The organism is Streptomyces sp. NPDC029152, from assembly GCF_055564355.1.
Window position 1 is genome coordinate 190598 of the sequence record NZ_JBVHWR010000005.1, and the last position, 12769, is coordinate 203366.

Annotated in this window: 11 protein-coding genes and 1 riboswitch; of the genes, 4 read left to right on the forward strand and 7 right to left on the reverse strand. The window is 72.0% G+C overall.

The features are described from left to right. The first annotated feature begins 40 nt into the window (after positions 1 to 40). From ACZ4V6_RS13115 to ACZ4V6_RS13125, 3 genes are all read left to right on the forward strand, one after another. Positions 41 to 547 (forward strand): GNAT family N-acetyltransferase, encoded by a 507-nt coding sequence (locus tag ACZ4V6_RS13115; RefSeq protein WP_467826034.1) that lies wholly within the window; start codon positions 41 to 43, stop codon positions 545 to 547. Positions 548 to 599: 52 nt separating this feature from the next. Next, positions 600 to 739: riboswitch (cobalamin riboswitch) on the forward strand. 124 nt (positions 740 to 863) lie between these two features. Continuing rightward, positions 864 to 3233: a ribonucleoside-diphosphate reductase subunit alpha gene (locus ACZ4V6_RS13120; RefSeq protein WP_467826036.1), complete on the forward strand. Its 2370-nt coding sequence runs from the start codon at positions 864 to 866 to the stop codon at positions 3231 to 3233. Further along, positions 3233 to 4246, forward strand: coding sequence for a ribonucleotide-diphosphate reductase subunit beta (locus ACZ4V6_RS13125; RefSeq protein ID WP_467826039.1), 1014 nt, complete (start codon positions 3233 to 3235; stop codon positions 4244 to 4246). Before ACZ4V6_RS13120 ends, ACZ4V6_RS13125 begins: the two co-directional genes overlap by 1 nt. On the opposite strand, the gene ACZ4V6_RS13130 is transcribed toward ACZ4V6_RS13125, so the two are convergent. Continuing rightward, positions 4159 to 4428 (reverse strand): hypothetical protein, encoded by a 270-nt coding sequence (locus ACZ4V6_RS13130; RefSeq protein ID WP_467826042.1) that lies wholly within the window; start codon positions 4426 to 4428, stop codon positions 4159 to 4161. The two genes, ACZ4V6_RS13125 and ACZ4V6_RS13130, sit on opposite strands and share 88 nt — an antisense overlap. Positions 4429 to 4521: 93 nt before the next feature. On the opposite strand from ACZ4V6_RS13130, the gene ACZ4V6_RS13135 reads away from it, so the two are divergent. Further along, the gene (locus ACZ4V6_RS13135; protein WP_467826044.1) at positions 4522 to 5490 is read left to right on the forward strand and encodes a GlxA family transcriptional regulator; all 969 of its coding nucleotides are present in this window, start codon (positions 4522 to 4524) and stop codon (positions 5488 to 5490) included. Positions 5491 to 5508: 18 nt separating this feature from the next. Here ACZ4V6_RS13135 and ACZ4V6_RS13140 read toward each other — a convergent pair whose 3' ends face one another. The 6 genes from ACZ4V6_RS13140 to ACZ4V6_RS13165 all read right to left on the reverse strand — a co-directional run bounded on the left by ACZ4V6_RS13140 (position 5509) and on the right by ACZ4V6_RS13165 (position 12728). Continuing rightward, complete coding sequence (locus ACZ4V6_RS13140) at positions 5509 to 6885, reverse strand: bifunctional albaflavenone monooxygenase/terpene synthase (RefSeq protein WP_467826047.1); 1377 nt, start codon at positions 6883 to 6885, stop codon at positions 5509 to 5511. Beyond that, positions 6882 to 7967 carry an epi-isozizaene synthase gene (gene cyc1 / locus ACZ4V6_RS13145; RefSeq protein ID WP_467826049.1) on the reverse strand — a complete coding sequence of 362 codons (1086 nt, stop codon included), beginning with the start codon at positions 7965 to 7967 and terminating at the stop codon, positions 6882 to 6884. Before cyc1 ends, ACZ4V6_RS13140 begins: the two co-directional genes overlap by 4 nt. 280 nt (positions 7968 to 8247) lie before the next feature. Further along, complete coding sequence (def, locus tag ACZ4V6_RS13150; protein WP_351134738.1) at positions 8248 to 8898, reverse strand: peptide deformylase; 651 nt, start codon at positions 8896 to 8898, stop codon at positions 8248 to 8250. Between the two features lie 72 nt (positions 8899 to 8970). Continuing rightward, on the reverse strand, positions 8971 to 9951 hold the full coding sequence (locus tag ACZ4V6_RS13155; protein WP_077796525.1) for a tetratricopeptide repeat protein: 981 nt from the start codon (positions 9949 to 9951) through the stop codon (positions 8971 to 8973). 114 nt (positions 9952 to 10065) lie between these two features. Further along, the gene (locus ACZ4V6_RS13160) at positions 10066 to 11286 is read right to left on the reverse strand and encodes an HD-GYP domain-containing protein (protein ID WP_467826053.1); all 1221 of its coding nucleotides are present in this window, start codon (positions 11284 to 11286) and stop codon (positions 10066 to 10068) included. Between the two features lie 116 nt (positions 11287 to 11402). Next, a complete protein-coding gene (locus ACZ4V6_RS13165) occupies positions 11403 to 12728 on the reverse strand; it encodes an HD-GYP domain-containing protein (protein ID WP_467826056.1) in 1326 nt (441 codons plus the stop codon). Positions 12729 to 12769: the final 41 nt, after the last annotated feature.

The following is a 12769-nucleotide window of genomic DNA, read 5'->3' on the forward strand; positions in this document are numbered from 1 at the left end:
CGGCGGCCCGTCGCCGTACCCGTCGGGCACACTCGGCGGCATGGACTTCGTGATCCGGCACGCGGCCGCCGACGAGTACGACACCCTCGGCGAGATCACCGCGCGGGCCTATCTCCAGGACGGCCTCCTCGACTTCGGTGAGGACGACGCCTACCTCGGCGAGCTGCGGGACGTGGCCGGACGGGCGGCGGCCGCGGAGGTCCTGGTGGCCGCCGCGGACGGCCGCGTCCTCGGCGGCGTGACCTTCGTACCGTCCGGCGGCCCCATGGCCGACATCGCCCGGCCCGGCGAGGCCGAGATACGCATGCTCGCCGTCGCCCGCGAGGCACGGGGACGCGGCGTGGGCGAGGCACTCGTGCGGACCTGCGTGGACCGCGCCCGGGCCGTCGAGGGCTGCACCGGCCTCGTGCTGTCGACCCAGCGGGCGATGCGCACCGCCCACCGGCTCTACGAACGCCTGGGCTTCGCCCGCACCCCCGACCGCGACTGGAACCCGCTGCCGGAGCTCGACGACATCATGCTGCTCACCTACCGGCTGCCCCTCTGACACCGACGCGGCACAACATCTGGGGGTGCTCGCAGGTCGCGGCACAAGATGTATGCTCGTGCTCGCTGTCGCCGCAGGGGAATCCGGTGCGAATCCGGAACTGTCCCGCAACGGTGTACTTGTGCGTGTTCGCGTCCCCGCGTGAGCACGCACGGGCTCAGTCCGAGGACCTGCCGACAGTGCGCCCGGCCGTCCCGGCCCGGGTGCCATGACGTCCGGGCCTCGTGGAGTGGGCCGGTGGACGCGACGCCGTGTGCGCTCGTGAGCTGCCCCCTGCCCTCCGCCAGGCCCCGTGCCGAGCGAGGGAGAGCCCCACGTGACCATCGCGCCAGCCGATCCGGCTCCAGCGACCCCGGTGACCGAGGAACCCGACGGACCCGGTGCCGCCCTGCTGCGGACCCTGACCGGCCTCACCGCCGACCTCCCCGACGCCGATCCCGGCCGGGTCGCCGCCGCCGCGCTGCGCGGCCGGTCCGCGCGCGCCGACGAGGCGGAACTGCGGGAGCTCGCCACGGAGGCCGCGGCCGGCCTGATCTCGGAGGACCCGGCCTACTCCCGCCTCGCCGCCCGGCTGCTGACCATCGGCATCCGCGCCGAGGCCGCCTCCCAGGGCGTCACCGGCTTCACGGAGTCCGTCGCCACCGGCCACCGCGAGGGCCTGATCGCCGACCGCACGGCCGCTTTCGTCCGCCGGCACGCGGCCCGCCTGGACGCGCTGATCGACCCGGCCGCCGACGACCGCTTCGGCTACTTCGGGCTGCGCACGCTGTACAGCCGCTACCTGCTCCGGCACCCGATCACCCGCAAGGCCGTCGAGACGCCCCAGCACTTCCTGCTGCGCGTCGCGGCCGGACTCGCCGAGGACGACACCACCCGGTCCGCCGACGAAGTCGCCGCGCTCTACGGTCTGATGAGCCGTCTGGACTACCTGCCCTCCTCCCCCACCCTCTTCAACTCCGGCACCCGGCACGCCCAGATGTCGTCCTGCTACCTCCTCGACTCCCCCAAGGACGAGCTGGACTCCCTCTACGACCGCCTCCACCAGGTCGCCCGCCTGTCCAAGCACGCCGGCGGCATCGGCATCGCCTACTCCCGCGTCCGTGCCCGGGGTTCGCTGATCCGCGGCACCAACGGGCACTCCAACGGCATCGTCCCGTTCCTGAAGACGCTGGACGCCTCGGTCGCCGCCGTGAACCAGGGCGGCCGGCGCAAGGGCGCGGCGGCGGTCTACCTGGAGACCTGGCACGCCGACATCGAGGAGTTCCTGGAGCTTCGGGACAACACCGGCGAGGACGCCCGCCGGACGCACAACCTGAACCTCGCGCACTGGATCCCGGACGAGTTCATGCGCCGGGTGGACGCCGACGGGCCGTGGTCGCTGTTCTCGCCCTCGGACGTGCCGGAGCTGGTCGACCTGTGGGGCGCGGAGTTCGACGCGGCCTACCGGGCGGCCGAGGCCAAGGGCCTGGCCCGCAGGACCCTCCCGGCCCGCGAGCTGTACGGCCGCATGATGCGCACCCTCGCGCAGACCGGCAACGGCTGGATGACCTTCAAGGACACCGCCAACCGCACCGCCAACCAGACCGCCGAGCCGGGCCACGTCGTGCACTCGTCCAACCTCTGCACGGAGATCCTGGAGGTCACCGACGACGGGGAGACGGCGGTCTGCAACCTGGGCTCGGTCAACCTCGGCGCGTTCGTCGACCGGGCGGCCGGTGACATCGACTGGGAGCGGCTGGACGCCACCGTCCGCACCGCCGTCACCTTCCTGGACCGGGTCGTCGACATCAACTTCTACCCGACCGAGCAGGCGGGCCGCTCCAACGCCCGCTGGCGCCCGGTCGGCCTCGGCGCGATGGGCCTGCAGGACGTCTTCTTCCAGCTGCGCCTGCCCTTCGACTCCCCCGAGGCGAAGGCCCTGTCCACCCGCATCGCCGAGCGGATCATGCTCGCCGCGTACGAGACGTCCGCCGGCCTCGCCGAGCGGAGCGGCCCGCTGCCGGCCTGGGAGAAGACCCGTACCGCGCGGGGCGTGCTGCACCCCGACCACTACGGCGTGGAGACGGCCTGGCCGGAGCGCTGGGCCGCCCTGCGCACGCGCATCGCCGCGACCGGGCTGCGCAACTCGCTGCTCCTCGCCATCGCGCCGACCGCCACGATCGCCTCCATCGCGGGCGTCTACGAGTGCATCGAGCCGCAGGTGTCCAACCTGTTCAAGCGCGAGACGCTGTCCGGCGAGTTCCTCCAGGTCAACTCGTACCTGGTCGACGACCTCAAGCGGCTGGGCGTGTGGGACGCCCGCACCCGCGAGGCGCTGCGCGAGGCCAACGGCTCGGTGCAGGACTTCGCGTGGATCCCCGAGGACGTGCGCGCGCTGTACCGCACCGCCTGGGAGATCCCGCAGCGCGCCCTGATCGACATGGCCGCCGCCCGCACCCCGTACCTCGACCAGGCCCAGTCGCTGAACCTGTTCCTGGAGACGCCGACCATCGGGAAGCTGTCCTCGATGTACGCGTACGCCTGGAAGCAGGGCCTGAAGACCACGTACTACCTGCGCTCGCGCCCGGCGACCCGTATCGCCCGCGCCGCCGGGCGCACCCCCGCCGTCCCCCTGCAGGCCGCCCCCGATCCCGAGGCGGTCGCCTGCTCCCTGGAGAACCCCGAGTCCTGCGAGGCGTGCCAGTGATGAACGACCACACGAAGAACCTGCTCGACCCGGGCTTCGAGCTGACCCTGCGCCCCATGCGCTACCCCGACTTCTACGAGCGCTACCGGGACGCCATCAAGAACACCTGGCACGTGGAGGAGGTCGACCTCCACTCGGACGTCGCCGACCTCGCCAAGCTCACCCCCGAGGAGCAGCACCTCATCGGGCGGCTGGTGGCGTTCTTCGCGACGGGCGACTCGATCGTCGCGAACAACCTGGTGCTGACCCTCTACAAGCACATCAACTCCCCCGAGGCGCGGCTGTACCTGAGCCGGCAGCTGTTCGAGGAGGCGGTGCACGTCCAGTTCTACCTGACGCTGCTGGACACCTACCTGCCCGATCCGGACGACCGCGCCGCCGCCTTCGCGGCCGTGGAGAACATCCCCTCGATCCGGGAGAAGGCCGAGTTCTGCTTCACGTGGATGGACTCGGTGGAGTCGATCGACCGCCTGGAGACCAGGGCCGACCGCCGCCGCTTCCTGCTCAACCTCATCTGCTTCGCCGCGTGCATCGAGGGCCTGTTCTTCTACGGCGCCTTCGCCTACGTGTACTGGTTCCGCAGCCGGGGCCTGCTGCACGGCCTGGCGACCGGCACCAACTGGGTGTTCCGCGACGAGACGATGCACATGTCCTTCGCCTTCGACGTGGTCGACACCGTCCGCAAGGAGGAGCCGGACCTCTTCGACGACGAGCTGCGGCGGCAGGTCACCGAGATGCTGCGGGAGGCCGTCGAGGCCGAGCTGCAGTTCGCGCGCGACCTGTGCGGTGACGGCCTCCCGGGCATGAACACCGACTCGATGCGGCAGTACCTGGAGTGCGTGGCCGACCAGCGCCTGACGCGCCTCGGCTTCGCCCCGGTGTACGGCTCCGAGAACCCCTTCTCCTTCATGGAGCTCCAGGGTGTTCAGGAGCTGACCAACTTCTTCGAGCGGCGTCCCTCGGCGTACCAGGTGGCGGTGGAGGGCACCGTCGACCTGTCCGAGGACTTCTGAGTCCTGCGGGTCTCCTCCCGCGCGACGGCCTCGCGGCGCTCCCGTTCCTCGTGGGCCTCCCTGATCTGTCGGTCGATGCGCCGTTCGCGCACGATGCCGACCACCGACGGGAGGACCATGAGGACCAGGAGTCCGAAGGTCACGAGCATTCCGAGCAGGGCTTCTGTCTGGTCTGCGTTCATGCACACCACTGTCGCGCTCCGGACCCCTCCCCGTGAGTGGCAGGACTGCCGTAGGACCTCGATTTCCTGCCACTCCCGGTGCACACTGGCAGCATGCTGAAGAACGTGGCCGCCGTCCTGCTGGACGGCGTGCATCCCTTCGAACTCGGCGTGGTCTGCGAGGTCTTCGGCATCGACCGGAGCGACGAGGGACTGCCGGGGTACGACTTCGCGGTGGTCTCCGCGGAGGGCCCTGCGCTGGGCACCCACGTCGGCGGACTGAGCGTCTCCACGCCGTACGGGCTGGACCGTCTCGAGGAGGCGGACCTGATCACCGTGCCGGCGGGCGACGACTTCGCCCGCCGGGGGTACCCGCCCGAGCTGCTGGACGCCCTGCGGCGGGCCGTGGACCGGGGCACGCGGGTGCTGAGCGTGTGCTCCGGGGTGTTCGTGCTGGGCGCCGCCGGGCTGCTGGACGGGCGGCGCTGCGCGGTGCACTGGCACCACGCGGCCGAGCTGGCCCGGCAGTACCCGCGGGCGGTGGTCTCGCCCGACGTGCTCTACGTCGACGAGGACCCGGTGATCACCTCCGCCGGCACGGCCGCCGGGATCGACGCCTGTCTGCACATCGTGCGCAAGGAGCAGGGGCCGGAGGTCGCCAACAGGATCGCCCGGCGCATGGTCGTGCCGCCGCACCGGGACGGCGGCCAGGCGCAGTACATCGAGCGGCCGCTGCCGCGCTCCTCCTGCGACACCGTCGGCGAGGTGCTGGCCTGGATGGAACAGCACCTCGACGAGGAGGTCACCGTCGAGCAGCTGGCGGCCCGGGCGCACATGTCACCGCGCACCTTCGCCCGCCGCTTCCAGCAGGAGACGGGGACGACTCCCTACCGCTGGATCCTGCGCCAGCGCGTGCTGCTGGCCCAGCGGCTGCTGGAGGCGACGGACGAGACGATGGACGCGATCGCCTGGCGCACCGGTTTCGGTACGGCGGCGGCCCTGAGGCACCAGTTCGTCAGGGCACTCGGCACCACCCCGTACGCCTACCGGCGCACGTTCCGGGGCCCCGAGGCCGCCGCCTGAACCGCGTCACCGCGGCGCTCACCTCGCCACGGGCCGCACCAGCAGCTCGTGCGGACGCAGCGTGATGCCCACGCGCACGGCGTCGTTCGAACCCGCCACCTGCTCGAAGCGGTACTTGGTGGCGAGCGCCGCCGTGATCAGCGTCAGCTGCGCCATGGAGAAGTGGTCGCTGGGGCACTTGCGATTGCCCACGCTGAACGGCCGCATGGCGTATTTCGGCAGTTCCGTCACACGTTCCGGAAGCCATCGGTCCGGGTCGAACTCCAGGTTGCGGGCGTACGACTTCGGATCGCGCTGGATCGCGTACGGACTGTAGATGATGTCCGCCCCGGCCGGAATGCGATAGCCACCGAGTTCCGTCTCCACCACGGCTCGGCGCGTCAATACCCATACGGCGGGGCGCAAACGCATGGCCTCCACGATGACATTGCCGGTGTGCGTGAGCTCGCGGACGTCCTCGAATGCCACAGGGCGCCCGCCGGTGACCGCTTCGACTTCGTCGCGTATGCGGTCGGCATGTTCCGGGTGTTCGGCAAGTGCCTGCAGCAACCACATGATCGTGGAGGCGATGGTCTCACTTCCGGGGGTGAGTATCGCGACGACCTGGTCGTGGATCTCCTGTTCCCCGATCGGATCGCCATTGTCGTCCTCGGCCTCCAGCAAAGCCGTCAGCAAATCGTCCGGCTTTTGACCGGATGCGCGGCGCTCGGCGATGATCTCGTCGACCAGGAGGTGCAGATCGGCCAGCGCGTCGTTGAATTCGCGATTGGCCGGCAGCGGCAGCCGGTACAGCGGCCCCAGTGGGACGACCATCCGCCGGTACATGCCGCGGAAGACGGTGGCGAGCGCGACGCACAGGCGCTCGGCGCGCTCGTCCATGTACTGGCCGCGCAGCAGGCACCGGGCCGCGACGCGCACGGCGACGCGGAAGGACTCGGAGGTGGCGTCGATCGTCCGCCCCGGCTGCCAGCGCTCGGTGAGCGCGTGCGCCTCCTCCTCCATGATCGGCCCGTAGGCGGGGATCGCGTCGAGTTTGAAGGCGGGCTGGATGGTGCGCCGCTGGCGCCGGTGCAGCGGGCCGTTGGCGGTCGCCACGCCCTCCTTGCCGAGCAGGCCCTCCAGCGACTCCCACAGCGGACCGGCGATGTGGTAGTCGGGGCTCAGGGCGAGGGCGCCGGTGAGCGCCGGGGTGGTGACCGCGTACACGGTCTTCGGACCGAGCCGGATGCGCACGACGTCGCCGTGGTCGCGCAGCTGGGCCATGAAGGCCAGCGGGTCCCGGGCCAGCTTCCAGCCGTGGCCGAGGAGCGGGACGCCGCCGCCCGCGACGGGCGGCTCGCGCAGTTCTCGCCGGCGTTCTGCCGTGGTCCCGGGGTCGACGGACTCGACGGTCATTTCTCACCTGCCGCTTCGTTGTCGACGTACGGGGGCGTGGACCGGTCGTCCCAGCTGTCGACCATGTACCGGCCGGACTCGTGGTGGAACCAGTAGACGGAACTGAACCAGTTCCGCATATTGCCGACGACGGTCCGCACGGCGCCGCCCAGTTCCTTTCCGCGCACGGTTCCGTCGGCGAGCCCGTCGGCGAACCGCAAGGCTTCCCGTTCGACGGCGAGGAATTCCGTGATGCATTTCTCGACGCGTCGCCGGACTTCTTCCATCGCTTCTTCCAGGGTCAGCCGGTGATGGACGATGAGACTGATACCGAGATTGTGGACCTCATCGCCCGCTATTTCCTTGGGCAGTGAGCAGAGGTCGTTGTACCAGGCCGCGAATTCCTGGCTCAGCAGTGCCGCCCGCCGGTACGCGGGGTGTTTTCTCACGGCGTCCGGCAGTTCGCATCCCGCGCTCGGCTCCAGCAGGTCGGTCCAGATCCGGTGCGCGAAGGTGAGCCGACGCAGTTCGAGGTACTCCTCGACGCCGGGCACGATTCCGTGGGTGCGGTTGTGGAATTCCCGGTCGTACGCCTCGATCACCGCGTGGAAGTGCCGGGCGAACCGGGCGTTCCACGCCGGCGTCAGGAAGGCGTACAGCCGCAGCACGCCGTCGGCGAATCCGGCGACCAGCGCGTCCTCGTGGTGCAGGTGGTCCCCGGGCGAGTCCAGCGCCGTGTGCAGCCGGTCCCGCAGCTGCCGCCAGGCGGCCGGACGGCCGTGGACGATGTCCCGGTCGTGCCGGTCGTCCCAGACGAAGAACCACGCGCTGTAGTCGGCTATCGCCTGCAGGACCTCGTCGAGGGCGCCGAGGTAGTACCCGGCCATGAGGTCCGTGTAGCACAGGCCGTCGGCATATTCCTCCACCTTGTCCGCCGGCATGAGCCGTTTTTCCAGCAGCCAGGTGCGGGTGTTCTCCTGGAGCTTCGGCCAATACGGGTGCAGTTGCCGGGGAAATGCCGCCTCGATCACCGGGAGTGAGAGCTGCGGTGGAACTGCGGTCGCGGTCGGTGTCGCTGTGGTGCCGTGTGAGAAAGCATGCACGAACAAACCCCTCTCAGCCGCCGGTGGCGCACTCCTCTCCAAGAGCGGGGCGTGCGCCGTTGCGTATCCCCGTTCTTCCATTCAGCACCACAACTGACCGCTCCGGGGACGGATTTGCTTCATTCACTACCCTGCGACGCCTGAATTCTCCTGGTGTGTGTCGGCTTCGGGATCACCGGGAGGGCGGCAGGGATCGAACGGGTGACGGACGAACGGCGTCCGCTCGGGACGGACCCGAACGGACGCCGTTCGTCTGGGACTTGTGAGGCCGGACGAGGTCTCAGTCGTTCGCGACCACGGGGTAGCGCGGCTCGTTCTCCGCCATCTGCCGCAGCGCGTCCTTGCGTTCGCGCTTGGAGAGCCGGTCGATGTAGAGGTACCCGTAGAGGTGGTCGGTCTCGTGCTGGAGGCAGCGCGCGAAGTAGCCGGTGCCGCGCACCTTGACCGGGTTGCCCTTCTCGTCCTGCCCGGTCACCTCGGCGTAGTCGGGACGGGCGAGCGGCGCGTAGGCGGTCGGCACGGACAGGCAGCCCTCGTTGCTGTCGTCGAGGCGGCGCCGGTCGGCGGGCAGTTCGACGAGCCGCGGGTTGCAGACCACACCGACGTGACGGACGCCCTCGTCGTCGGGGCAGTCGTAGACGAAGACCTTCTTGTCGACGCCGATCTGGTTGGCGGCCAGGCCCACGCCCTCGGCGGTGCGCTGGCTGGCGAACATGTCCGCGACCAGCTGCTGGAGCTCCTCGCCGAAGTCGGTGACGTCCTGGCACTCCTTGTGCAGCACCGGATTGCCGACCACCGTGATCGGACGCGAGGTACCGCGCTCACGCCAGGCCGTCTCGCGCTCCTCGCAGTCCTCGGTGTCGACGACGAAGCCCTCGTCGTCCACGGGGAGCACGCCCGCGTGCTGCTGATCGGTGTCCTGCTGCGCCATGACCGACGTACGCCTTCCTCATGAAACCCGGGTTGATGCCTGTTACAGGGTACGGGGAACGGGGCGACGGCCTCAGCAGACCTCTTCGAGATCACGCCAGTCCCGGGAATCCGGGCTGTCCGCGACCCACCCGTCCAGCAGCCCCCGCACCAGGGAGGCCGGCGCGGCCACCCCGCACTCCCGCTCCGGCACCCACAGCTGCCCGTCCGTCCGGTGCCCGAGCGGCCCCGGATGCCCCGGCTCGCTGTGGTCGTGCGGATCGAGATGCTCGCCGTCGCCCTCGTCGGACGGCATCCGGGACTCCGAGCACATGCGGCACAGCAGCCGCACGGAGGACGACCAGTCCTCGGCGGCGAACCCGGCGTCGGCGGCGAGCTGCTCCAGGGCGTCCCGGTCGGCCTCGGTCGCGGCCTCCAGGAGGACCACCCAGGTGGGCACGGGCGACGGCGCCCACAGCTCGATCTCGTCGAAGACCGGGTAGGCGTGTCCGGCGGCCGTGGTCCGCTCCCCGTGCGGGACGCCGTCGTGCAGCACGACCTCGCCCCAGCGCCGCCCGGAGGACGGCAGCGGAATGGACAGCACCTCGACGCGGGCGGGGTCGAGCCGCCGCCCCCACACCACCTCGGCCTCGCCCTCCGGGGACAGCCGTACGGCCGCGCTCCCGAGGTCCATGCCGAGGGGTTCACCGGCGTCCGTGGCGTCGCCGGGCGTCCTCAGCCCGTAGGCCTGCCAGGCGCGACGGGCCAGGGGCCAGTCCTGCAGGGCGGTCGCGGCGATGCCGACGTTCCACCAGTCGGGCGCCCCGCTGTCCCGGTCGAGCAGCGCCACGGCCCGCAGGCCCGCCGCTCTGGCCTGCTCCCAGTCGTGCCGGAACTTGTGCAGCAGGGCGAGGTTGAACCACGACTCCGACAGCCAGGGTTCCAGGTCGGCGGCCCGCGTCAGCAGCGCGCCCGCGTCCTCGTAGCGACCGTCGCCGATCAGCGTGAACGCACGGTCGGTGGCCTGCCGCCAGGAGGCGGAGGGCCGGTGCCGTCCCTTGCCGAAGATCCTCACGATTCCCGCCTGCCAGTTCCGTTCTGTGGGCTGGCTGTGCCTTCCCGCGCCCCCGGACACCCTCTCCCGCGCATCAAACCACGTGCGGCCTGGAGGGCGCTCATTACCCATGGGTTACCCAGCCGGGGGCGAGGTAAGGCTGCCCCGGGAGAGCACTCGGGCCAGTGCCTCCACGACGTCGGGAGCGTAGTCGCCCGCGGTGGCCAGGCGCAGCTCCTCCAGCGCGGTGAGGTCCCCGCCGGGTCCGGCGTCCCGCGCCTTCTCCTCGTAGGCGTTGACCGCGCGCACGATCCGCGCGGCGACCGGCTGCTCGTGGCAGGGGTCGGCCTGCCGCTCCACCACCACGGCGACCGCCGCGTCGACGCCGGTCCGGCGGACGACGGCCCCGCCGAGCAGCGCGATCCGCCGCTGTTCGGTCGCGGGCAGGCCGGCCGTGGCTCCCGCCGGGACCGGGTCGACGAGGCTCAGCTGTCCGATGTCGTGCATGAGGGCCGCGTACTCCAGCACCGTCAGCTCGGGCCCGGACAGCCCCAGGTCCCGTCCGACGGCCGTGCTGAGCTCGGCGACGCGGCGGGCGTGCCCGGCGGGGGTGTACCCGGCGATCTCGGTGGCCCGGGCCAGGGAGGCGATGGTCTGCCGGTAGGTGGCCCGGACGGCGGCGTACCGCCGGTAGGACAGCTGGGTGAGCAGCAGCGGCACGCAGAAGACGGGCAGCGCCCACAGTCCCGCGACGGCCACCGCGAGCGCCATCACCGCCCCCGTGGCGCACACCGCGGAGGTGATGCCGACCACGGCCCGCAGCTCCTCGCGCAGCAGCGGGCCGAAGGGCCATCCGGTGCGCGCGTGCGCCGGTGCCGCGGCGAGCACGGCGTCGCACAGCGCGGTCAGGGCGAGCAGCGCGATCAGCAGCAGTGCGTGGGCGGGGCCGCCCCAGTCGCGGAAGGTGCCCTGCCCGGCCAGTGGCCGGAAGCACACGGCGGCGAAGGCGACGGTGAGCAGGCGCCGCGCCAGGGGGTCGAGCACGGGGCCGTGACCGCGCGCGATGTGCGGGACGCTGCCGAGCAGCGAGGCGACGAGCACCACGGTGACGGTCTGGGCGACCCCATGGTGCACGGGGTGCCCGGCGTCCTCCCCGAGCAGGGCGTACGCCAGTGCTCCGGCGGTCCCGAGGGGTGCCGTCTCCCGGCCCTCGCCCCCGCTCCGGCGGGTGAGCTCGCCGAGCGCGACGAGGAGGCCGAAGGCGAGCGCGACGGGGCGTTCCACGATGCCCGACCACAGCACGGAGGCGAGGCACACGAGCGCGAGGAGGGCGGCTCCGGCGTGCGTCAGGAGCACCGCCGGGGTCCGTGACACCGTCGCGGCGCGCTCCCGCGGGGACCACGGGCCGGCGCGGTCGCGGCCGGCGCGTGCGGGGCGGATCCCCTCCGTCGCCCCGGCCGCCCCCGGCGACGTCACGGAGTTCCCTTCGCCACGCCGTCGTGCGCGTCCCGGCTGCGGGCGTCGGCCGGGCGGGACGGGCGGGCGGGGGCGCCGTCGGAGGTCACTGCCGGGTGCCAGCCGTGGTGTTCCAGGGCCCGCACCAGCGCCCCGACCATCCGGGGGTCGAAGTGGGTGCCCGCGCACCGCCGGAGTTCCTCCAGGGCCGCCGCGACGGGTCTCGCCCTGCTGTAGGACCGTGTGGACGTCATCGCGTCGAAGGCGTCGGCGACGGCGACCACCCGGGCCGACTCGGGGATCTGGCCGCCCGCCAGCCCGTAGGGGTATCCGCTGCCGTCCAGGCGTTCGTGGTGGTGCAGCACGGCGGCCCGGGCCTCGCCGAGGAAGCGGATGCCGCGCACCATCTCGTGCCCGTACTCGGGGTGCAGCTCGATCACGCGCCGTTCCTCCGGCGTCAGCGGACCGTCCTTGCGCAGCAGGCGCGTGGGCACGCCGAGCTTGCCCACGTCGTGCAGGATCCCGGCGAAGCGGAGCGTCTCGACGCGCTCGTCGTCCAGGCCCAGCTCGCGGGCGATCATCATCGAGGCGTGGCCGACCCGCTCGCTGTGTCCGCGCGTGTAGCCGTCCTTGATGTCGACGGCCTGCACCAGGGCGCGGATGGTCGCCTGGTGCGCGGCTCTCTCCCGGTGGTACTGCGCGAACGCCCACCAGGCCACGCACATCGGCAGGAGCACGAGCAGCGCGGCGACCGGGCCGTAGGGACTGCGCCACAGGACGGCCATCATGAGACCGGCGAGCCCGTGCACGGCGATCGGGGCGAGCGAACGGAAGAACAGCCCCCGCCACGCCCGCCGGGCCGGCACCCGGTCGGCCAGCGTCAGGATTCCGCCGTCCAGCAGGGTCAGCACCAGGCAGAAGACCGGCACCGCGGCGCCCGCCGGTACGAGCGCGTAGGGGAAGTCCGGGCCCGCGACCGCGCCCCGCCCGCCGCACTCCCCGTACACCCGGGCCGCGGCCCACACGGCGAGTGTCAGCTGCGCGGCCCGCCAGGTCCGCCGCAGGGCGGCCGGCCGCTGCGTCACCGGGGACAGCAGGGTCCCCGGCAGCGCCACGAGCGCGGCGGCGTGCGGCGGGAGCAGGAAGGCCCCGGCGAGCAGGACGGGGTAGCAGGTCCCGACGGACCGGGACCGGGCGACGTGCTCGCAGCCCGCGTACAGCCCGGCGAGCAGCAGGACGGCCCACCAGGGCGTGGACGCCTGGGCCGGCGGGCGCAGACAGAGCAGGGCGGCGAGGACGACACCGGCGACATACGCACGCGCCCGTGCCGGTACCCCGTCCATATGAGCGCCTCCCCCGGCCGTTCCCGTCAGGCTCGCGAGCC

Coding starts and splice junctions, on each gene's coding strand:
- ACZ4V6_RS13115 (WP_467826034.1), top strand. CDS start 41: ATGGACTTCGTGATCCGGCACGCGGCCGCCGACGAGTACGACACCCTC.
- ACZ4V6_RS13125 (WP_467826039.1), top strand. CDS start 3,233: ATGAACGACCACACGAAGAACCTGCTCGACCCGGGCTTCGAGCTGACC.
- ACZ4V6_RS13130 (WP_467826042.1), bottom strand. CDS start 4,428: ATGAACGCAGACCAGACAGAAGCCCTGCTCGGAATGCTCGTGACCTTC.
- ACZ4V6_RS13135 (WP_467826044.1), top strand. CDS start 4,522: ATGCTGAAGAACGTGGCCGCCGTCCTGCTGGACGGCGTGCATCCCTTC.
- ACZ4V6_RS13140 (WP_467826047.1), bottom strand. CDS start 6,885: ATGACCGTCGAGTCCGTCGACCCCGGGACCACGGCAGAACGCCGGCGA.
- def (WP_351134738.1), bottom strand. CDS start 8,898: ATGGCGCAGCAGGACACCGATCAGCAGCACGCGGGCGTGCTCCCCGTG.
- ACZ4V6_RS13165 (WP_467826056.1), bottom strand. CDS start 12,728: ATGGACGGGGTACCGGCACGGGCGCGTGCGTATGTCGCCGGTGTCGTC.